17 protein-coding genes are annotated in these 20158 nt (G+C 69.6%); 9 read left to right on the forward strand and 8 right to left on the reverse strand.

What is annotated here, in order from left to right; translation table 11 throughout:
• From AC5P7A_RS11665 to AC5P7A_RS11680, 4 genes are read left to right on the forward strand one after another with little or no spacing between them, the layout of a single operon-like run.
• Positions 1-897: a DUF58 domain-containing protein gene (locus AC5P7A_RS11665; protein ID WP_046427741.1), complete on the forward strand. Its 897-nt coding sequence runs from the start codon at positions 1-3 to the stop codon at positions 895-897.
• The gene (locus AC5P7A_RS11670) at positions 894-2015 is read left to right on the forward strand and encodes a BatA domain-containing protein (protein ID WP_495220149.1); all 1122 of its coding nucleotides are present in this window, start codon (positions 894-896) and stop codon (positions 2013-2015) included. The genes AC5P7A_RS11665 and AC5P7A_RS11670 overlap by 4 nt, the downstream gene beginning before the upstream one ends.
• Positions 2012-4186 (forward strand): hypothetical protein, encoded by a 2175-nt coding sequence (locus AC5P7A_RS11675; protein ID WP_495220150.1) that lies wholly within the window; start codon positions 2012-2014, stop codon positions 4184-4186. The genes AC5P7A_RS11670 and AC5P7A_RS11675 overlap by 4 nt, the downstream gene beginning before the upstream one ends.
• Complete coding sequence (locus AC5P7A_RS11680) at positions 4183-5991, forward strand: hypothetical protein (RefSeq protein WP_495220151.1); 1809 nt, start codon at positions 4183-4185, stop codon at positions 5989-5991. The genes AC5P7A_RS11675 and AC5P7A_RS11680 overlap by 4 nt, the downstream gene beginning before the upstream one ends.
• Before the next feature lie 58 nt (positions 5992-6049).
• Here AC5P7A_RS11680 and AC5P7A_RS11685 read toward each other — a convergent pair whose 3' ends face one another.
• Together AC5P7A_RS11685 and AC5P7A_RS11690 are read right to left on the reverse strand one after the other, a co-directional pair.
• On the reverse strand, positions 6050-6724 hold the full coding sequence (locus tag AC5P7A_RS11685) for a hypothetical protein (protein WP_014645470.1): 675 nt from the start codon (positions 6722-6724) through the stop codon (positions 6050-6052).
• A gap of 40 nt (positions 6725-6764) precedes the next feature.
• Positions 6765-7283: a hypothetical protein gene (locus AC5P7A_RS11690; protein ID WP_032957598.1), complete on the reverse strand. Its 519-nt coding sequence runs from the start codon at positions 7281-7283 to the stop codon at positions 6765-6767.
• 212 nt (positions 7284-7495) lie between these two features.
• Here AC5P7A_RS11690 and AC5P7A_RS11695 point away from each other — a divergent pair, with 212 nt between their 5' ends.
• The 3 genes from AC5P7A_RS11695 to AC5P7A_RS11705 all read left to right on the forward strand — a co-directional run bounded on the left by AC5P7A_RS11695 (position 7496) and on the right by AC5P7A_RS11705 (position 11397).
• Positions 7496-9985, forward strand: coding sequence for a DEAD/DEAH box helicase (locus AC5P7A_RS11695; protein ID WP_014645468.1), 2490 nt, complete (start codon positions 7496-7498; stop codon positions 9983-9985).
• Positions 9982-11004 (forward strand): ribonuclease H-like domain-containing protein, encoded by a 1023-nt coding sequence (locus AC5P7A_RS11700; protein WP_495220152.1) that lies wholly within the window; start codon positions 9982-9984, stop codon positions 11002-11004. The genes AC5P7A_RS11695 and AC5P7A_RS11700 overlap by 4 nt, the downstream gene beginning before the upstream one ends.
• A 78-nt stretch (positions 11005-11082) precedes the next feature.
• On the forward strand, positions 11083-11397 hold the full coding sequence (locus AC5P7A_RS11705; protein WP_049404229.1) for an I78 family peptidase inhibitor: 315 nt from the start codon (positions 11083-11085) through the stop codon (positions 11395-11397).
• Positions 11398-11463: 66 nt separating this feature from the next.
• Here the strand turns inward: AC5P7A_RS11705 and AC5P7A_RS11710 are convergent, their stop codons facing one another.
• Entirely contained in the window at positions 11464-13464 is a 2001-nt protein-coding gene (locus AC5P7A_RS11710; RefSeq protein WP_495220153.1) for a M56 family metallopeptidase, read from the reverse strand.
• Between the two features lie 3 nt (positions 13465-13467).
• Positions 13468-13854: a BlaI/MecI/CopY family transcriptional regulator gene (locus tag AC5P7A_RS11715; protein ID WP_014645465.1), complete on the reverse strand. Its 387-nt coding sequence runs from the start codon at positions 13852-13854 to the stop codon at positions 13468-13470.
• Between the two features lie 191 nt (positions 13855-14045).
• Here AC5P7A_RS11715 and AC5P7A_RS11720 point away from each other — a divergent pair, with 191 nt between their 5' ends.
• The gene (locus AC5P7A_RS11720) at positions 14046-15167 is read left to right on the forward strand and encodes a serine hydrolase domain-containing protein (protein ID WP_495220154.1); all 1122 of its coding nucleotides are present in this window, start codon (positions 14046-14048) and stop codon (positions 15165-15167) included.
• Here the strand turns inward: AC5P7A_RS11720 and AC5P7A_RS11725 are convergent.
• The 3 genes from AC5P7A_RS11725 to AC5P7A_RS11735 form a co-directional block, all read right to left on the reverse strand.
• Complete coding sequence (locus AC5P7A_RS11725; protein WP_495220155.1) at positions 15102-15914, reverse strand: hypothetical protein; 813 nt, start codon at positions 15912-15914, stop codon at positions 15102-15104. The genes AC5P7A_RS11720 and AC5P7A_RS11725 overlap by 66 nt on opposite strands.
• A gap of 3 nt (positions 15915-15917) precedes the next feature.
• The gene (locus AC5P7A_RS11730) at positions 15918-17333 is read right to left on the reverse strand and encodes an XVIPCD domain-containing protein (RefSeq protein ID WP_049442523.1); all 1416 of its coding nucleotides are present in this window, start codon (positions 17331-17333) and stop codon (positions 15918-15920) included.
• A gap of 116 nt (positions 17334-17449) precedes the next feature.
• Positions 17450-18556, reverse strand: a complete 1107-nt coding sequence (locus AC5P7A_RS11735; protein ID WP_401727964.1) for an SDR family oxidoreductase — start codon at positions 18554-18556, stop codon at positions 17450-17452.
• A 218-nt stretch (positions 18557-18774) separates the two neighbouring features.
• On the opposite strand from AC5P7A_RS11735, the gene AC5P7A_RS11740 reads away from it, so the two are divergent.
• On the forward strand, positions 18775-19083 hold the full coding sequence (locus tag AC5P7A_RS11740; RefSeq protein WP_495220156.1) for a hypothetical protein: 309 nt from the start codon (positions 18775-18777) through the stop codon (positions 19081-19083).
• On the opposite strand, the gene AC5P7A_RS11745 is transcribed toward AC5P7A_RS11740, so the two are convergent.
• On the reverse strand, positions 19071-20129 hold the full coding sequence (locus tag AC5P7A_RS11745) for a DNA topoisomerase IB (RefSeq protein WP_014645460.1): 1059 nt from the start codon (positions 20127-20129) through the stop codon (positions 19071-19073). The two genes, AC5P7A_RS11740 and AC5P7A_RS11745, sit on opposite strands and share 13 nt — an antisense overlap.
• Positions 20130-20158: the final 29 nt, after the last annotated feature.

A 20158-nucleotide genomic window follows, 5' to 3' on the forward strand; every position in this document is an offset into this window, starting at 1 on the left:
GTGAACGCCGGTACCCCGCTGACCTTGCCACCGGAACTGCGGGCGCGCCTGCGCACGCTCCGCGTGCGGCCACGCCTGGCCAGTGGCGCCAGTGGCATCGGCCAGCACGCCAGCCGCAGCCGCGGTGCCGGCCTCGAATTCGCCCAGTACCGTGCCTACGAACCAGGCGATGAGCTGCGCCAGATCGACTGGAAGCTGTATGCACGCTCGGACCGCTTCTTCGTGCGCGAATCCGAACGCGAAAGCCCGATCACGGTCTGGCTGCTGCTTGATGCCACCGCCTCGGCCGGCCAGGCCGATCGCGCGGCACCGCAGCGCACCCGCCTGGACCACATGCGCGGTGTGGCCGCCTGCGTGGTGGAACTGGCCCTGCAGCAGGGCGACCGTTTCGGCCTGCTGGCGATCAATGGCGATGGACTGCAGTTGGTGCCCGCAGCGAACGGCGCACGCCAGCGTGATCGCGTGCACCTGCAACTGCATGCGCTGCAGGCGCGTGGCGGCTGGCCTGTGGCCGATCGCCTGCGCCCGCTGTGGGAGCGCGTGCGCCCGGGCGACCTGCTGCTGGCGATTGGCGACGGTTTTGACGAGGCCGGCATTGTGCTGCTGGAACAACTGGCCAGCGCACGCCGCGAAGTGGCACTGCTGCAGATCCTCACCGCCGACGAGCGTGACTTCCCGTTCGGCGCAGGCCATCGCTTCCGCGATCCGGAGACCGGCGAGGAACTGCTGGGCGATGGCGCGGCGATCCGCACCGACTACCTGCAACGCTTCGCTGACGCACGCAACGCATTGCAGTCGCGCCTGCAGGCCAGCGGCATCGCCAGTGCCACTGGCTGGCTCGACCAGCCGCTGGACCAACCACTGCAGGCACTGTTTGGCCGCAGGGGCGGCGCATGACCCTGCTGTTCCCGTTGGGCCTGGCCGCGCTCGCTGCAGGGTTGCTGCCGCTGCTGATCCACCTCGCCCGCCGCCATCCGTACACACCGCTGGATTTCGCCGCGCTGCGCTGGCTGCGTGCACAGATCCGGCCGCGCCAGCGCATCCGCTTCGATGACTGGCCGTTGCTGCTGGTGCGCCTGCTGTTGCTGGCCGCGTTGGCCTTGCTGCTGGCACGACCTGCATTGACCGGGCCTGCGCCAGCCCCCACTGCGTGGACGGTCGTAGCCCCAGGGCTGGACGCGACCGCACTACGCGGCACCGCCGAAGCGGGCAACTGGCATTGGCTGGCGCCCGGCTTCCCGGCCATTGATGAAGTGCCACCCGCGTCCACGGCTTCCCTGCCCAGCCTGCTGCGCGAACTGGACGCACAGCTGCCTGCGGGCACCGCATTGACCGTGCACGTTCCCGATCCCCTGCCCGGCCTGGACGGCGCACGCCTGCAGCTGTCGCGCGAGGTGCAGTGGCGCCCGCAGCCGATACCGGTGAGTGAGCAACCGAGTGCCGCAACGTTGCCGCGCATGCGCGTGCACAGCGATGCATCGGCCGTCGTCCAGCACTGGTTGAATGCACTGCAGCGCGCGTGGGGCAGGCAGGCGCCGCTCGCGCCTCTGGTGGCGGATGCGCTGCCCGAACGCGGCGAGATCGGCGTGTGGAGCCGCAACAGCGCACTGCCGGCAAACTGGCAGGCGTGGCTGCAGGACGGTGGACGTGTAGTGACTGCCGGCAAGCCTGCCGCCGAGGCCAGCATCCTGCTGCGCAACACCGAGGGCACCCCGCTGCTGTGGCAGCAACGCATCGGCCACGGTGTCCTGCTGTCTCTGCCCGGCGACTGGGATGCCTCAGGCAACGCTGCGCTGCGCGATCCGCAGTTGCCACGCGCGCTGCTGCTGGCTCTGCAGCCGCCTCCACTGCCACGCCTTGGCGATGCCCGGGACCAGGCCCCCCGCCAGGCAGCACTGCCTGCGGCAACGCCGCCGCTGCGCAAGCTCACCCCGTGGTTGCTGCTGGCCATCGTGCTGCTGTTCGCGCTGGAACGCTGGATGGCCAGCAGTCATCGACGCAGGGGGCCCGCATGAACACCCTGCAGCTCGCCTGGCAGCACGCGCGCCGCCGCCGTGCGCTCGTCACCCTGCTGCTGGGCCTGCCGTGGGCGCTGGCCGCAACGGTGCTGGCGCTGCGCCTGGCGGGCTTCGATATCGCCTGCGTGATCGGCACCATCGGCCTGCTTGCCTGCGCAGCGCTCGCCACGGCACGCTCCCGCCAGCTGGACCCGCAGTGGTTGCAGCGCCAGCTCGATGGCAGCGGCGCCAGTGAGGACAGTGCCGACCTGCTGTTTGCCGATGCGCTTACCCTCAATCCGCTGCAGCAGCGCCAGCGCGCGCATGTGCTGGCCACGCTGGAACGCGCGATGCCGGAACTGCGTCCGCGCTGGCCGCGTGGAGCATTGGCGCTGTGCTGGATCGCAGGCCTGGCCATCGTTGCGCTGGCATTCGGCTGGCCACGTTCCAGCCCCGGCTCCGCGCCGGCCCGTGCGTCGGCGCCTGGCAGCACGGCTGCCGCGGGCCCACTGCACCTGCAGTCCACCCGCATGCGCATCGACGCGCCGGCCTATACCGGCCAAGCCACGCTCACCCAGAACGCACTGGATGCCAAGGTCGCCGCCGACAGCCGGCTGTCGTGGTCGTTGCGCTTCGATCGCGCACCGGACAAGGCATGGCTGCAGTTCCACGATGGTCGCCGGTTGCCGCTGAACGAACACGATGGCCAGTGGCAGGCACAGGATGTGGCGCGCACGCCGGTGCTGTACCGCGTGGTGAGCGAGCCGGCGTTGGCCGGAACCGACCTGCATCGTCTGGACGTGGTCGCCGACCGCGCGCCCGGCGTACGCGTGCTGGAGCCGGCCGCCAGCCTGGTGCTGGGCACGCCCGGGCAACGCCAGTGGTCGTTGCGCTTCGAGGCCACCGACGACTATGGCGTAGCCGCGCAGGCAACGCTGTCGATCACCACCACCCAGGGCAGCGGTGAGAACATCACCTTCGTGAAACGCAGCGTGACGCTTGCCGGCAGCGGCGAAGCCACCGCGCGGCGTTTCGCCCACACGCTTGATCTGGCTGCGCTGGGCGCGCAACCGGGCAACGATGTCATCGCCCAGCTGGAAGTGCGCGACAACCACGCGCCAACGCCGCAGACCGGGCGCAGCAGCAGCGTGATCCTGCGCCTGCCCAGCGCCGAGGTTGCACTCGGTGCCGAACTGGAAGGCCGCATCAAGAAGACCCTGCCGGCCTATTTCCGCAGCCAGCGGCAGATCATCATCGATGCCGAAGCGCTGATCCGGCAGCGACGCAGCCTCGCCGCCGAGGACTTCGTGAAACGCAGCGATGCGATCGGTGTCGACCAGCGCATCCTGCGCCTGCGCTATGGCCAGTTCCTGGGCGAAGAAAGCGAAGGTGCACCGAAGCCACCGCCGACCAGCGACCTGCCCACCAGCGATGCGCCGACCGCAGACAGCCACGACGACGAACACGATCACGATCACGACCATGGCGCCGAGGCCGGTGCGCACGACGCGCATGGCCACGATCACGGCGGCAAGGCGGCCAGTGCCGATACGCCGCCGGTATTCGGCAGCGCCACCGATGTGCTGTCGGAGTACGGCCACACCCACGACCATGCCGAGGCCTCGACCCTGCTCGACCCACAGACCCGCGCCACGCTGAAGGCCGCGCTGGACCAGATGTGGTCGGCCGAAGGCGAGCTGCGCCAGGGCCGCCCGGAGCAGGCACTGCCGTTCGCCTACAAGGCGCTGGGTTTCATCAAGCAGGTGCAGCAGGCCGAGCGCATCTACCTGGCACGGGTGGGGCCGGAGCTGCCGCCGATCGATGAAGGCCGCCGGCTGGGTGGCGATCGCGCCGGGCTGGCCAGCCGTGAACTGCCGCTGGCCGCACGCACGCCGCCCGACCCGGCCATCATCGAAGCCTGGCAACGCCTCGGCGATGACACGGCCCCTCCCGATCTCGATGCACTCGCCACCTGGCAGCAGCGCAACGCCGCCTATCTGCCCGATGCGCTGGACCTGGCCGCGGCCATCGAGCAGCTGCGCATCGAACCCGGCTGCCGCGACTGCCGCCAGCGCCTGCGCGCACAGGTATGGCGCGCGCTGCAGCGACCCCTGCCGCAGGCAATGCGGCGCAACGCCGCCGATGCGATGGGGCAGCGGTACCTTGATGCGCTGGAGGCACAGCCATGAACGCCTCCGCTGTGAACCTGTGGATTGCGCTGGCACTCGCCCTGATCGTGGTCATCGCCAGCGTGCGCCAGCTGCGTGGCAATGCCGCGCGTCGTGGCCGCCAGTGGATCGTGATTGCGCTGCAGCTGATCGCTGCCACGCTGCTGTACTTCTGCCTGGTCCCGCCCACCGGCCAGCAACCCGCGGTCGGCCTGGTCGTGCTGGGAATCGATGCCGACAAGGCCGGCGCGCTGCCGGCCAGCGCAGGCCCGCGGCTGCTGTTGCCTGAGGCTGCCGATGTGCCTGGGGGCGAGCGCGTGCCGGACCTGGCCACGGCGCTGCGCCAGCATCCGGCTTCCACGCTGACGCTGGTCGGTGCCGGCCTGGTCGCGCGTGACCGCGACGCGGTACTGCCACGCGACGTGCGCTGGCAGCCGGTAGCTCCGACGCGCGGGTGGATCGCGCTGCAGCCACCCGCCGACACCGCGCCCGGCGCACGCTTCGACGTGCATGCACAGGCGCGCGGCGTCGCCAAGGCCAAGGCGGAACTGCTTGACCCCGCCGACAGCGTGGTCGATCGCGTGGACGTTGCCGAGGACGGTCACGTGCAGCTCAGCGGCATCGCCCGCGCCGAGGGCCGCAGCGTGTTCCAGCTGCGCCTGCTCGATGCCGGCGGTCATGTGGTGGACAGCGCGCCGGTACCGCAGCAGACCCTGCCGGCGGCACCGCTGCGCATGCTGGTGCGTGCCAGTGCGCCGGGCCCGGAGCTGAAGTACCTGCGCCGCTGGGCCGCCGATACCGGCATCCGCGTGCAGGTACAGGCCGATACCGGGGCAGGTGTCAGCGTGGGGGATGGCGCGGTCGCGCTGGATGCAGCGTCACTCGCGCGCAGCGATCTGTTGCTGCTGGACGAGCGCAGCCTGACCGCATTGAGTGCCGGCCAGCTGGCTGCCGTGCGGCAGGCGTTGCGTGACGGCCTTGGCGTTCTGTTGCGCAGTGCAGGCGCACCTGCAGCCGGCGCGCGCCAGCGCCTCCGCGATCTGGGCCTGCCAGTGCAGGGCGATGGCAGCAGCCACGCCCTCGAACTTCCCGGCGATGGCGACAGCGCGGTCCTCGCCGCACGACGCGGCCCGCTCGCCGCCGGAACGCTGCCGACCGGCTACGGCGAGGAGGCTGACCGCAGCTCGCACAGTGCGCCCCTGCCCGCGCTGGAAGCACTGGCGCTGCAGGCGCCAGGCAGCAACGCCCTGCTGCGGGATGGGTCGGGCAAGGCCGTCGGCGGCTGGCGCGCTGCCGGCAAGGGTCGCATCGGCCTGCTGCCGATCACCGACAGCTGGCGCTGGGTGCTGGCCGGACGCGATGATCGCCACGGTGAACTCTGGAGCAGCGTCGTCGCCACGCTGGCGCGCGCGCAGGGCAGCGGTGATGCGCTGTGGTCGCCGCAGACGCTCGGCTGGGCGGGCGAACGGCAGGCGCTGTGCGGCGTGCAGGCGCCACTGCAGGTCTTCAACGCGCGCGGAGACAGCGTGCCCCTGATCGTTGACGGCGCAACGTCGACCCTGCGCTGCGCCGGCTGGTGGCCGCGCGAGGCGGGTTGGCAGCGCCTGCAGCACGGCGACACCACGGTCTGGCGCTATGTGTTCGACCCGAAGGCCGCACCTGCACTGCACCAGCAGGCGATGATCGATGCAACCACGCGGGCGTTGGCCGTCAGCGGGCCGACGAACACGGCGATGATGCAGCCCGTGCCGGGCTCGCGCTGGCCCTGGTGGCTGGCGTTCACGGTGTGCGCTTCGCTGCTGTGGTGGCTGGAGCGGCGGCGCTGACCCTGGGTCGGATCCCTTTCGCCCACGAAAGGGCTCTGACCCCTCCGTCATGCGGCCTTCAGCGTTTCCCCGCGCGCCGGTACACGCCGTTGAAGCGCACGTTCATGCCACCGCATTCGCTGTTGTCGGCCACGATCAGCACCTCGCCCAGCGAGTGCACGCGCACCCGGCACGTGTCCTCGACGAACTCGACATCAGCACCACGCGGCGTCGCGCGCGCTTCCACCTGGCCCATGTTCGGGCCATACGGGCGCTGTTCCGGCGTGGGGTTGGCAGAGGGCCAGTAGGCGTCGCCATCCACATGCAGTTGTCCACCCTGCACGGTGATGCGCAGGCCGTTGTCGCCGTCTTTCCAGTGGCCCACCCAGTCCTGCAGCGTTGGCACGGCCACCGGCAACGGCTGCAGCTTGCTGCGGTCCACCCAGCCGGCGCTGCCGCCCACCTTGTTCGGGAAGAACGCACAGCGGTAGCGGCCAAGGTCGCGACCGGTCACCACCGTATCGCCGTTGACCACATAGCTGCGCTGGCGGCAGGCCGGTTCGCCCTTGGCGGGGCACCCGTCCATGTCGCCGAGCAGATACAGGCGCGGTGCGTCGACCACCCGCGCCAGCGCGAACCGGCTCTGTTCGGAGGGGAACGCGCCATTGCGGCACGCGCCATCACCGGCGATGCCGGCAGCAAAGGCGGACGCGGGCAGCAATGCAGCCAGCAGGCAGAACGAACGCAGGAACATGGCAGCGCTATCGGTTGAGGAACCGGCAGGATATACCGGCCTACTTCACCGGCGGTGCATCACCGGCATCCTGCTGCTGGGAGAACCGCAGCGCACGCTGCCGCTGTTCGGCACTGAGCTCAGGCGGTGGCCGGGCGATGGCGGACTGGATCTGGTCGGGGCCACCGGTGAGCTTGTTCAGGCCCCGGCCCGCCGCCAGCACGCCCTTGACCACGCCCATCATGATGTAGCCGCCGCCCATGCTGACCTGCTCCGGTGACGGTGGCTCGCTCCAGTCGCGGCTGAAGCGGTTGTCGCCGAACTTCACCGGGTTCTTGAAGCGGTACAGGTCCAGCGGCTCGTCGTCGGGCTTGAGTGCACGCACCTCGCCGAGGGTGGTGACGTTGTCCTGCGGCAGGGCGGTGGAGATCGGCGCGGTGGCTGCTGCCGGGGCATCAGCAGGGGGAACGGGTGCAGGATCGGGCACCGACACCGGCGCGGCCTGCTGCGCCTGCGCGATGCCGGCCAGCAGCATGCCGGCCAGGAGTGCTCCCTGCGTTCCACGTCGTGCCACAGCCATCCGCCCTGTTGGTTGCGTCCAGCGCCCAAGGATACGGATGCCGGCTTCAGATTTCGTTGCTGCACTGGCAGCTGTTCAGCCAGGGGAGATGCGGCGGCGCCACGGGACGCGAGCACTGAACGGTTCACGCCCTCCGTGTGCGATGTCTCACATCCTGAGACGTGGATGTGGTGCCATGTGACCCCTCGCAATCCGTCCCGGCTCCACTTTCCATGGCTTACGAACTCGCCAAGCGCACCGCCGATGCCGAGCAGAAGCTCGCCACCCGCGATGGCCTGCCCGCCCGTGACGGCGCCCTGCTCAGCGCGCGCCTGCAGCGCCGCTACCAAGACCGCATCACCGGCAGCTTTGCCATTCCCGGCCGCGAGGGCCGCTATGCCCCCATTCCCGATGCGGTACCGCCGGCCCTGGCCGCGGCCCTGAAGGCACGCGGCATCGAGCAGCTCTACAGCCACCAGGCCGAGGCCTGGGAGGCCAGCCAGCGTGGTGAGCACGTGGCCATCGTCACCCCCACCGCCAGCGGCAAGTCGCTGTGCTACACCCTGCCCGTGGTCAGCGCGGCGATGCAGGACAAGGCCAAGGCGCTGTACCTGTTCCCGACCAAGGCGCTGGCACAGGACCAGGTGGCCGAGCTGCTGGAACTCAACCGTGCCGGCGATCTGGGCGTCAAGGCCTTCACCTTCGATGGCGATACCCCGGGTGATGCGCGCCAGGCGATCCGCCTGCATGGCGACATCGTGGTGTCCAACCCGGACATGCTGCACCAGGCGATCCTGCCGCATCACACCAAGTGGGCGCAGTTCTTCGAGAACCTGCGCTACATCGTCATCGACGAAGTACACACCTACCGCGGCGTGTTCGGCAGCCACGTCACCAACGTGCTGCGCCGGCTCAAGCGCATCTGCGCGTTCTACGGCGTGCAACCGCAGTTCATCCTGTGCTCGGCCACCATCGGCAATCCGCAGGCGCATGCCGAGGCGTTGATCGAGGCACCGGTCACCGCGATCACCGAATCCGGTGCGCCCAGCGGACCGAAACAGGTACTGCTGTGGAACCCGCCGGTGATCAATCCGGACCTGGGCCTGCGCGCCTCGGCACGCTCGCAGAGCAACCGCATCGCGCGCATCGCGATCAAGTCCGGGCTGAAGACCTTGGTGTTCGCGCAGACCCGGTTGATGGTCGAAGTGCTGACCAAGTACCTGAAGGACATCTTCGACCACGACCCGCGCAAGCCGCCGCGCATCCGCGCCTACCGTGGCGGCTACCTGCCCACCGAGCGCCGCGAGACCGAGCGTGCGATGCGCGCCGGCAACATCGACGGCATCGTCAGCACGTCGGCGCTGGAACTGGGCGTGGATATCGGCAGCCTGGACGTGGTCATTCTCAATGGCTATCCCGGCAGCGTGGCCGCCACCTGGCAGCGCTTCGGCCGCGCCGGTCGCCGCCAGCAGCCCGCGCTGGGGGTGATGGTGGCCAGCTCGCAGCCGCTGGACCAGTACGTGGTGCGGCATCCGGACTTCTTCGCCGAGGCCTCGCCCGAACATGCACGCATTGCACCTGACCAGCCGCTGATCCTGTTCGACCACATCCGCTGCGCAGCCTTCGAACTGCCGTTCCGGGTTGGCGATGGCTTCGGCCCGATCGATCCGGAAGTGTTCCTGGAAGCGCTGGCCGAAACCGAAGTCATCCACCGCGAAGGCGAGCGCTGGGAATGGATCGCCGACAGCTATCCGGCCAACGCGGTGAGCCTGCGCGCGGTGGCCGACGGCAACTTCGTGGTGGTCGACCGCAGCGACGGCCGCCAGCAGATCATCGCCGAGGTCGATTATTCCGCCGCCGCACTCACCCTGTACGAAGGCGCCATCCACATGGTGCAGTCCACGCCCTACCAGGTGGAGACGCTGGACTGGGACGGCCGCAAAGCCTATGTCACCCGCACCCATGTGGATTACTACACCGACAGCATCGACTTCACCAAGCTCAAGGTGCTGGACCGTTTCGACGGTGGCGTGGCCGGCCGTGGCGATTCGCACCATGGCGAAGTGCACGTGGTGCGTCGCGTGGCCGGCTACAAGAAGATCCGCTATTACACCCACGAGAACATCGGCTATGGGCCGGTGAACCTGCCCGACCAGGAACTGCACACCACTGCGGTGTGGTGGCAGCTGCCGCAGGCGCTGCTGCTGCGCGCGTTCGCCAGCAAGCAGGATGCGCTGGATGGCTTCCTTGGCGCCGCGTATGCCCTGCACATCGTCGCCACCGTGGCGGTGATGGCCGATGCGCGCGATCTGCAGAAGTCAGTCGGCAACGGCGATGGTGCCTGGTTCGCGATCGCCGACCAGAGCGGCCGTGGCCAGCTGCGCGGCAGCGAAGGCGACCCTGGCGCGGTGGAGCTGCTGCAGGAGTTCGTGCCGACCGTTTATCTGTACGACAACTTTCCTGGCGGCGTTGGCCTGAGCGAGCCGCTGTGGCAGCGCCAGGCCGAGCTGGTGCAGCGCGCGCGCGAACTGGTGCAGCGTTGCGACTGCAAGGCCGGTTGCCCGGCCTGTGTCGGCCCGGTGCTGGCTGCACAGGAGGAAGATGAAACCTCGCCGCGCGCGCTGGCGCTGCGCGTGCTCGACCTGTTCGACGCAGAAGCCTGCCAGCACGTGCGCGACGTGGTGGTGACCACGCGCGAGCCGATGGAGCTGCTGGCACCGTGAGCCTGAGCCTGGAAAAGCTGCGCCTGCTGCGGAAGCAGGCCGGCGACCCGAAAGCAGTCACGCCGGTGGCACCCGAGCCGCCCCCCCCGGCGCCGGCCCCGGTAGCCGCCAACGATGCACGGCAGCCACCGGCGGAGCGCTCGGTGTTCGCCTGGGTCGAACAGGAAATCCGCCACAAGCCGACCGGCGCTGCCGCGCCTGTGACGGCCGCCGCACCGTTGCGTCGACCGGAAGTGGGCAGCCTGCACCGCCTGCTCGGCCTGCGCTCGCGTGGTGGAGCCGCACCGGCACGCGCCAGTGCCCAGGATCGCCAGCTGCCCGGCGAGGAAATCGCGCCGGGACTGTTCCTGATCGAGTCGCTGCAGCCGCAATCGATTCCCGCGGAACCGCTTTCCCTGGCTTTCGCCAGGCGCGAGCACGAGCACGTCGCCGCGCGCGACCTGCTGTTCTTCGATACCGAGACCACCGGCCTGGCCGGCGGCACTGGCACCCGCGCCTTCATGATCGGCGCCGCCGACTGGCATGTGTGCCCGCAGCGTGGCGAAGGCCTGCGCATCCGCCAGTTGCTGATGTCGACGATGGCCGCCGAGGAAGCGATGCTGGCCACCTTCGCCCGCTGGCTGCAGCCGTCCACCGTGTTCTGCAGCTACAACGGGCGCAGCTACGATGCGCCGCTGCTGAAGACGCGCTACCGGCTGGCCCGCCAGCGTTGCCCGATCAGCGCGCTGGATCACGTCGACCTGCTCTACCCGACCCGCCGCCGCTATCGCGGCACGTGGGAGAACTGCAAGCTGTCCACCATTGAGCGCCAGCTGCTGCGCGTGGTGCGCGAGGATGACCTGCCTGGCTCCGAAGCCCCGGGCGCATGGCTGCGTTTCCTGCGCGGCGGCGATGCGGTGAACCTGCGTCGGGTGGCCGACCACAACCATCAGGACGTGGTCACCCTGGCCCTGCTGCTGCAGCGACTGGTGCGCGAGGAGCAGCGCGAGCGCGAAACACTGGCGCTGGTCGGGCAGTAATGGCCCAGGGCCGCGTTGACATGCCCTGACGGTGGCAGCGGTGACACTGCCGCCACCATCCACGCCTGGAGCCCGACGATGCGCCTCAATCCGCTTGCCCTGCTCGCCATCCTGCCGCTGGCCGCCTGCAGCCACGCCGGCAGCAGCACCACCCACGATGCCGCACCGGCACCGGTGGCCGATGCCGCCCACGAATGCAGGCCGGAAGCGCTGGAAGCCTTCACCGGCAAGACCGCCGACGAGGCCACCATCAAGAAACTGGTCGCCGATAGCGGTGCCCGCAACGCGCGCGTGGTCAAGCCGGGCATGGAAGTAACCATGGACTTCCGCCAGGACCGCGTGACGGTGCAGGTGGACGGTCAGAACCGGATCGAGCGCGCCAGCTGCGGTTGATCAACCCAGTGGGTGCCGGCCACTGGCCGGCACCCCACATTGCCGGCCAGCGGCCGGCACTACCATTCAGAGTCGCTCGGCCTTGCCGCTGGCCAGTGCGCGCGCGATCACCTGCTGCGCCTGCCGCGACGCCTGCTCATGCACGCGTGCCTGACGCTCACCCAACGCAGCCTGCCGGCTGCCCAGCGCCGCCTGGCGGCTGGCCAGTTCAGACTGCTGGCTGGCCAGGCGCTGCATGCCGCGGGTGTGGGTGGCCCGCGCGGTTTCGTTGTCCACTTCCTGCATCGCACGACGTGCCTCTGCAGCAGCCTCACGTGCAGCCTCACGTGCAATGGCCGCATCGTTGGTCGCGCCCCGCGCCGCCTTCGCCGCTTCTGCCGCCGCTTCGCGGTTGATGTCATGCGCGGCCACCGCGCTGCGCGCAGCCTCGGCAGCGGCCAGTGCCATGCGGCGCGCCTCCTCGCCCTGCAGGCGGCCCATCTCGCCCATCTGCCTGCCGAGTTCGCCCTGCTGGCGACCCAGCGCACTCTGTTGGCGGCCCAGTTCGCTCTGCTGGCGGCCCAGATCCGCCGCGCCGCTGTAGGCACGCTGCAGGCTCTGGATCATCATCGGGTCTCGCACCACGTAGCGCTTGTCGCCCTTGCGGAACCACAGCGCCGGGCCCTTGCCGAGCTGTCTGCGGGCCACCGTCACGTCGTCCATGCCGCCGTTGGCGAAGGTCGAATCGCCATCTACCAGCACGAAGGCCTCCGGCGGCGATTTGCCCAGGTCCAGGCGGCCGTAGGTGGTGATGGAAGTGGTGCGGGAGGTCGTGTGTTCACTGTGCATGCCGGTATCGACATCGACATCCGCATCCACGTCGACCGCCACATCCGCATCGTCCGGACCTGACAACGCCTCGACATCAGCCGGCTCGGCGGGCGGCGCGGGCGCCACCGGCACGGCCGGAACGCGCGCGGACGAAGGCGGTGCGGGCGGCGCTTTCGGAGCCTTCGGCGGCGGCGGCGGCACGACCTTCGGCGCCGCAGGAGGCGCGGGCGGTGCCGGCGGCACCGGCGCTGCGACCAGCCGCATCGGCGCCACGCCCACCACCAGCACCACCGCAGTCAACGCCATCGCCAGGATGCGCGGGCAGGACCGGCGCGACTGCAGCGAGAGCAGGCGGCGCTTGAGGCTGGTGGTATCCGGTGCGGCACTGGCCACGCCCAGATGCGGCTGCGGTGCCACGCCCAGCTGCAGCAGCAGACGGCCATAGGCCTGGCGGCTGGCACCGTGCTGGCCAACCACCGCTGCATCCACCGCTTCCTCGCGCGCCTGTGCATATTCACGCACCGACAGGCGCAGCAGCGGGTGGAAGAAGAACAGGTGCTGGGCCAGTGCAGGCAGCAGGCCCCATTGCAGGTCACGCCGCTGCAGGTGCTGCAGTTCGTGGGTCAGGGCCAGGTCCAGCGCGTCGCCCTGCAGGGCGTTGTCGCCCGCCGGCAGCAGCAGCACCGGGCGGAACGGCCCGACCAGCTGCGGTGCGTCCACCTGCGTGCTCATCCACAACCGCGGCGCAGGACGCACGCCGTGCGCATCGGAGGCCAGCTGCAGGGCCTGCACCAGCGCCTCGTCCTCGCAGGGATAGGCCGCTGCCAGCAGCGCGCGGCAGCGAAGCCACTCACCGAAGGTACGCAGGGCCATCAGCAGCACGCCGGACATCCACAGCGTGGCCAGTGCGACGGCCCACCATGCCACCGCCGGCACGTCCGCGGCGGGCATCGGCATTGCGGCCAACAGCTGTGCCGAGGCCTCCGGGGCCAGCGGGTAGACCATGTCGGCGGCCACATCGGTCGCGCTCATCGCCACCGCCTGCGGCGCCGGCAGCCAAGCCAGCTGCAACGGCTGGCTCCAGAACAGGCCGAGCACAGCCTGCAGCGAGACCAGCCACCACAGGCGGCAGCGGGTCGCCGCCGACAGCGACGGCAGCGCGCGGCATACGCCATACACCAGGGCCACCAGCAGCACGGTCTGCAGGCTGGTCCAGCCCAGCCGTTCCAACATCGGGATCAGCATCGTGGTGTCCATGGCTCAGCCCTCGTGGCGGCGCGATTGGAGTTGGGCAACCAGCGCTTCCAGTTCGGCCAGCTCGTTGTCGCTGACCTGCTGGCGCTGCGACAGGTAGGCCACGAACGGCGACACCGAGCCCTGCAGGGTGTTGTCGACGAACTGCGCCACCGCGCCCTGCAGCACGCTCTGCGGGCCACGCGTGGCCTGGTAGCGGTAGACACCGTCCTGCTGCTGGCGCTGAAGATACCCCTTCGCCCGCAGTCGCTCCATCATCGTCAGCACGGTGGAGCGGGCCAGCCCACGGGCCTCCCCATAGCCACTGGCGACCTCGCCGACCGTGGCCGGCGCATGTTCATCGATGTACTGCAGCAGGGCCAGCTCCTGGTCCCCGATCGTCTTGCCACGCATGACACCACTCCCTTGACTACACGTGTCGCCACTGTCTGCGTGACGACAACTGTAGTCAACCCCCCGGAAGTCATGGGCCGACGAACGGTAGGCACCACCGCGCCCTTAAACCTTTGACGCGCCGTCTGCATCCGATCCGCAACGTCCCAGTGGAATGTCGCATGTTCCGTCCCACGCTCCGAGTGCTGCTCATGCTCATCAGTGCACTGCCCTTCGCTGCCATCTCTGCCAGCCACGACCCGGCCAACGACCAGACCCGCCGCCTGATCCGCCAGGTCATGCTGGAACAGCGCATCCCCGGATTGCAGGTCGCGGTGGTCAAGGACGGGCAGATCGTGCTGTCCGAGGCCTACGGTCTGGCCAATGTCGAGAACGGTGTGCGTGCCTCGCGCGACACCCGCTTCCCGCTCAACTCGGCCACCAAGGCATTCACCGGCGTGGCGGCTGCGCAGCTGGCGCAGGAGGGACGACTGGATCTGGACGCGCCGGCCTCGCGTTACCTGGATGATCTTCCGCCAGCGTGGAGAGACGTGCGCGTACACCAGTTGCTGGCGCATGCCTCAGGCCTTCCGGACATCCTTGATGCGAACGGACTGCTGGGCGGTGGCTCCGAAGCACAGGCGTGGACGGCGGTGACAGCGCGGCCGCTGGAAGCGGCGCCCGGGCAGCGCTTCGCCTACAACCAGACCAACTATGTCCTGCTGGCACGGATCATCGCGCAGCAATCCGGTATGTCCTACGAACGTTTCCTGGCCACACGCCAGTTCAGCAGCGCGCGCATGGCCCGCACCACCTTCGGCGACAGCTACGACCTGATTCCGGATGCGGCGACGATGTACAGCCTGGCCCCGCGTGCCACCGATGCTGTGGGTGCACCGTCCCGCCTGTCGCACTGGTTCTACGACATACCGCCTTCGCTCTGGGCCGGTGGCGGCATCCTCACCACCGCCGACGACACCGCGCGCTGGCTCGTCGCACTGACCGAAGGCCGTTTGCTGCCGGAGACGGCACTGCGGCGGATGTGGAGCGCAGAGCGCCTCGCTGATGGCCGCGCCGGCCCGTGGGCGGGTGGCTGGGCGGTACTGCGCGCATCGCCCGACCTTCAGGTGGCCGGTATCGGCGGTGCGCGCTCGGCCTTCGTGGTCTATCCCGAGCGCGGCGTGGCGGTCGTGGTGCTGACCAATCTTGTCGGTGCCAATCCGCAGCAGTTCATTCCGCGCATTGCCGACTTCTATGTGCGCGATGCCTCAACGCCCCGTCACGAACGGGTCGGCCTTGCACGGCAGCAACGGGCTGTCATCGCAGGGCCATAGCGCGGCGGGAACGGCCCTGGCCACTTCGAAGTGATCCTGGTTCCAGTGCAGGAAACCGCCGTGGATGGCATTGCCATGGTCGAAGCTGCGTGCATCGGCGGCCAGTGGCTGTTCGGGGTCGGCTTCGGCCACCCAGCGCAGCACTGGCACTTTGTCCAGCACGCCGATGAAGGCGAACAGATCGCCCGCGCCCTTGTCCTGGTAGGCCGTCATGGTCGCCGCATCGGGCAATCCGGCCTGCGCCAGGATGGATGCGGTGACATCCTGCAGCGGTGCGGCTCCCTGTGCGATGTAGGCGCGCATGCCCGTGGTGGTTGCCGGGCAGCCCTGCAGCTGCACCAGATAGCCGGTGGTACCGCCACTGCCGGAGAACGACCGCATCCAATAGCGGAAACGCGGCCCGCTGCGATCAGTAACCATCAAATCCTGCTGGCCATCCTGCGCGGGAATGGAGAGCACCTCCACCTTGCTGGCGCTCTCCACGTTGCACTTCAACTGCGCCAGCACCTGCCTGGCAGGTTCGGGCAGCGTAGCGTAGCGGCCGCCGGGATGGCCGCTGCCGGAAGCCTTCGGCAATGCGGGCAGTCCGCGGTCCGTGGGAAGGGTCTGCGCAGGCAGGGCCTCCGGTTTCGCGGCCGAGCTGGCAGTGGGCGCCACCGGCGCGACGCGCTCTCCAGCGGGCGCGCAGGCACTGCAGGCCAGCAGCAGCATCAATGGAACGCTCGGCGTCAGCTGCGATTGGATCATCGATCAACGCCCTCCCATCACCGGCGCGTCCTGCTGCTGTGCCGGCGCGGGCGCAGGTGCAGCCTGTTCGCGCGATTGCTGCTGCAGCTGGCGCAGGCTGGATTCCACCGCGGTCTCGCGCACCTCGGCCGCATTGACCCCTGCGCGCAGCGCCGCAGGATCGCCCGGGCTGCCCTGCACCAGGAACAGTGTCTCGCCAGCCGCACGGCCGGCGCTGGGATTGCTGGCCACGATCTGGTCGACCCGGGTGATGCCCGCGGCCTTCGCTTCGCGCAGCATCACCAGGCTGTAGTCCTCGGCATGCTCGGCGTAGCGTCCGCCCAGGGCCTGCAGGCGCGTACTGATCTGCTGCTGCAGGGCATGATCGCGATGCTGCGGCTGACGGGGGTCATCGTTGGCCGCGAGCGGCACGTCCTGCCCAAATTCGCGCGTCTGGCCGGGTGCAACCGAGGTCAGCACGTACTGCCAGCGGTTCTGCCCAGGCGTGCCGCGCACCGTCGACACGAAGTCGTCATACTCGCCGCCACCGATGGTCTGGCAACCGGCCGAATCGGTGTTGGAACGGCTGCCACGATGGATCTTGAAGGTGTCGTTGAGGTCCTGCACGCCCTGGGTATCACGCGCATCGAACCAGCCATCGCCATTGCTGTCGCGCTCCACCCGTCCGGCGCCCGCAGTGATCGCGTCCTGCGAAGGACGCAGCGCGAACTCATCGGGATGGCCATTGCGCGGATGGGTGGTCGCGCGCATCTCGATGGTGCCCTCGCCCAGGCGCCCCAGATCCTTGACCCGGTCGCCGTTGACGTCCTCACCCTCGGTCTTGGCACGCGGCGCCACATTGCCAAAGCCCGGGCTGCGCGGCGCGGTCTTGGCATGGCCGTCGTACTGGGCGGTCGGCTCGGTCGTGGCCTGGTTGAACTCGCGCACATGGCCGCGGCCCTGCGCATCCTTCCACAGCACCACGATGCGGTCATCGTAGACCCCACGTCCGCGCGCCTCGGTCGTGCGGTTCTCATCGCGCAACCCCAGCACCACGCGGTCCTGGGTTGCCATTGCATCGTTCGCTGCGATGTTGCCGCGCTGGGCCACGATGCTGCCATAAACGTCGTACTGCTGGGCCTGGCTCAATCCCGCTGTCTCGGCAGCATCGGGCATCCGCGGCGGGCGCGTCGCCTCGCCCAAGCGATCCAGCATCGGATTCACCGTAGCTGCATCCGCTGCGGCCACGCCCCCGTTCCGGCGCAAGCCCTCAAGCTCGGCGGCCGCACGCGCCGAGATATAGCGATCCAGCGATTCCTGCACCACTGCGCTCTGGCCGTCGTGCAGGGCCTGGAGGCGGGTGGCGGCAGCACGCGCATCGTTCCGCCACAGCAGGGCGACGACCTCGTTGGCTGCGGCATTGATATCCATTTCGGGCATGGTCGGTCCTTGAACATGGTCGGTACAGGATCAGCCTACCCCAATCGCACGGTGTGGGGCCTTTGACAGGCCGCACACCTTCGCTGCCGCCGGATCCAGGCGGGAACCGACACGACTCAGCCGCGCGGCCCACCCATCACCGGCAGGATCGCCCCGCTGATGTAGCTTGCACAGACCGGCGAGGCCAGGAACACATACGCCGGTGACAGCTCTTCAGGCTGTGCAGGCCGGCCCATGTCGCTGTCCTTTCCGAACTCGGCGACATCCCCGGCCTGCTTGTCGGCCGGGTTCAGCGGCGTCCATACCGGCCCCGGCGCCACGCAGTTGACCCGGATGCCGCGCGGCAGCAGCTGGCTGGCCAGAGCCTTGGTGAACGCATGGATCGCGCCCTTGGTGGCCGAGTAGTCGATCAGCGCCTTGCTGCCGAAGAGTCCGGTTTCCGAGCCGGTGTTGATGATGCTGGCGCCCTCACCCAGATGCGGCAGTACCGCACGCGCCATCTGGATGTAGCCGCCGATGTTGGTCTGCAGCGTCTCCTGCAGGTGCGCGTCTTCCAGATCCTCCAGCCGCTCGCAGTGCAGCTGGAACGCGGCATTGTTGACCAGGATGTCGATGCCACCGAAGGCCTTGGCCACCTGCTTGACCGCCTTGTTGCAGAAGCGCGGGTCGCGCACGTCACCGGCGATCACCACACAGCGGCCACCTTCGCGCTCCACGTGCTGGCGGGTGATGTCGGCATCTTCGGCCTCGTCCAGGTGCAGGACCGCCACATCGGCGCCTTCGCGTGCGAACAGCACGGCCACAGCACGGCCGATGCCGGAATCACCGCCAGTGACGATCGCGCGCATGCCCTGCAGCTTGCCGCTGCCGGTGTAGTCCGGCGCGAGGAAGCGCGGTGCCAGCTCCAGTTCGTGTTCGTGCCCCGGCTTTGCCAGCTGCTGGGCCGGCATGGCCTCCGGCTGGCGGCGTGCGCCGGCCTGGGTCGCGGTCTTTTTCGTGGCCTTCTTGGCTGCGCGGGCGTCCTTGGCCTTTTCCTGGTCCTGCAGGCGCCGCTGCCGGGCGGCAACGCGGGCGGCGCGGGGATCACCGGCCGCCGCCTTGCGGGTTGCGGTCTTCACCACCCGCGGGCGAGCGGGGTCGGCAGCGGTCTGGGGCGCGGTGCTGCCCTTGCGCACCTTGGGTGAGGCTTTGCGGCGGGCGGGGGTCTTTCGGGTGGTGGCCATGCAGGTCTCCTCGGGGGGGGAATGGGATTGCCGGCCAGCGGCCGGCACTACCGGGCGCATGCGCCGCAGTACCGGGGGCGGCATCCGCCGCGACTGCAGTGTCTCCACCCAGGCTGTTGGCGGGGGTGAGCGCACCGTATCCACGATGTGCACGGTGTTCATTCCGCCACCACGTGCGCCGTCGCACGCTGCACGCAACCACACCAAGGAACCCTTCCATGAAGCATGCCATCGCCACCGCCGCCGTCTGTCTCGCCCTCGCCGCCTGCAGCAGCACGCCGGTGGCCCAGGTGCAGCCGATCGACGGCGTGATTTCCGGCCAGTGCCACAGCGACAGGGTGCGTGGTGCGCTCGGCCTGGCCGCCTCCGCCGCAACCGTCGAGCGCGCGCGCGTGGACAGCGACAGCCTGCACGTGCAGGTGCTGCGCCATGACGGCCCGCGCGTGCCGCCGGCACACGAAGGCGGTGACCGCCTGACCATCGAGAGGGGCCGCACCAACAACATCACCGCGATCTATTGCGGCTGACGCCTGCGGCTGAGCCGGCGCGCCCTGCGCAGCACGCGCAGGGTGGCCTGTTCCCACTGGCGCGGCCCACGCAGGCCGGCCAGTTCCGCCAGTTCGCCGCGCTCCCAGCCGGCGAACACGCAGGGGTCGATGTAGGCCTTGCGGCACACCGCAGGGGTATTGCCCAACTGGGTCGCCACCTTGCACACCACCTCACGCTGTACCTTGGCCAGCGCACGCTGGCTGGCCGGTTCGGGCAACTCGGTGGCCGCGAACGCTTGCACCGCGGCCAGGGTGCCGCCCCAGGTGCGGAAATCCTTGGCGGTGAATTCCTCGCCCATCACCTCGCGCAGGTAATCGTTGACCGCACCGGAGTCGACCGGCTGGATGGCACCGTCGTCGTCGCGATACTGGAACAACGCCTGGCCCGGCAACTGCTGCACGCCGCGCACCAGCGTGCCCAGCCGGCGGTCACCTACCGTCACTTCGTGCAGCTGCCCGGATTTGCCGCGGAAGCGCATCCGTACGCGCCCGCCGCGCAGCAGGTCGAGGTGCCGGTTGCGCAGCGTGGTCAGGCCAAAGGATCTGTTTTCCTTGGCATAGGACTCATTGCCTACCCGCACCAGGGTGTCGGCCAGCAGCGCGACCACGACCGCCAGCACCTTTTCGCGGGGGAAGCCGCTGTGCTTGAGATCGCGGCTGAGCCGGCGCCGCAGCGCGGGCAGTGCTTCACCAAAGGCGATCACCCGGTCGAACTTGCCGGCGTCGCGCACTGCGGCCCAATCGGCGTGGTAGCGGTACTGCTTGCGCCCGCGGGCATCGCGGCCGGTGGCCTGCAGATGGCCATTGGCGTGGGCGCAGATCCATACGGCGGTATAGGCCGGTGGGATCGCCAGCGCGCGGATGCGCTGCAGGGTGGCGGCATCGCGCACCGCATGGCCATCGGCATCGCGGTAGCTGAAGCCCTTGCCGGCGCGGCGCCGGCTGATGCCCGGCTGGGTGTCATCGACATAGCGCAGGCCCGCAGCGCGCGCGGCCTGTCGTTCGGGGGTAGAGGGGGTCGGCATGCGTGCAGTGTCGCTGCCGCGCTGCCGCG

Source organism: Stenotrophomonas sp. YJH_SMC_65, from assembly GCF_059369475.1.

Coding starts and splice junctions, on each gene's coding strand:
- AC5P7A_RS11680 (WP_495220151.1), top strand. CDS start 4,183: ATGAACGCCTCCGCTGTGAACCTGTGGATTGCGCTGGCACTCGCCCTG.
- AC5P7A_RS11715 (WP_014645465.1), bottom strand. CDS start 13,854: ATGCGTGGCAAGACGATCGGGGACCAGGAGCTGGCCCTGCTGCAGTAC.
- AC5P7A_RS11705 (WP_049404229.1), top strand. CDS start 11,083: ATGCGCCTCAATCCGCTTGCCCTGCTCGCCATCCTGCCGCTGGCCGCC.
- AC5P7A_RS11735 (WP_401727964.1), bottom strand. CDS start 18,556: ATGGCCACCACCCGAAAGACCCCCGCCCGCCGCAAAGCCTCACCCAAG.
- AC5P7A_RS11675 (WP_495220150.1), top strand. CDS start 2,012: ATGAACACCCTGCAGCTCGCCTGGCAGCACGCGCGCCGCCGCCGTGCG.
- AC5P7A_RS11745 (WP_014645460.1), bottom strand. CDS start 20,129: ATGCCGACCCCCTCTACCCCCGAACGACAGGCCGCGCGCGCTGCGGGC.
- AC5P7A_RS11695 (WP_014645468.1), top strand. CDS start 7,496: ATGGCTTACGAACTCGCCAAGCGCACCGCCGATGCCGAGCAGAAGCTC.
- AC5P7A_RS11710 (WP_495220153.1), bottom strand. CDS start 13,464: ATGGACACCACGATGCTGATCCCGATGTTGGAACGGCTGGGCTGGACC.
- AC5P7A_RS11740 (WP_495220156.1), top strand. CDS start 18,775: ATGAAGCATGCCATCGCCACCGCCGCCGTCTGTCTCGCCCTCGCCGCC.
- AC5P7A_RS11670 (WP_495220149.1), top strand. CDS start 894: ATGACCCTGCTGTTCCCGTTGGGCCTGGCCGCGCTCGCTGCAGGGTTG.
- AC5P7A_RS11730 (WP_049442523.1), bottom strand. CDS start 17,333: ATGCCCGAAATGGATATCAATGCCGCAGCCAACGAGGTCGTCGCCCTG.
- AC5P7A_RS11690 (WP_032957598.1), bottom strand. CDS start 7,283: ATGGCTGTGGCACGACGTGGAACGCAGGGAGCACTCCTGGCCGGCATG.
- AC5P7A_RS11685 (WP_014645470.1), bottom strand. CDS start 6,724: ATGTTCCTGCGTTCGTTCTGCCTGCTGGCTGCATTGCTGCCCGCGTCC.
- AC5P7A_RS11720 (WP_495220154.1), top strand. CDS start 14,046: ATGCTCATCAGTGCACTGCCCTTCGCTGCCATCTCTGCCAGCCACGAC.
- AC5P7A_RS11725 (WP_495220155.1), bottom strand. CDS start 15,914: ATGATCCAATCGCAGCTGACGCCGAGCGTTCCATTGATGCTGCTGCTG.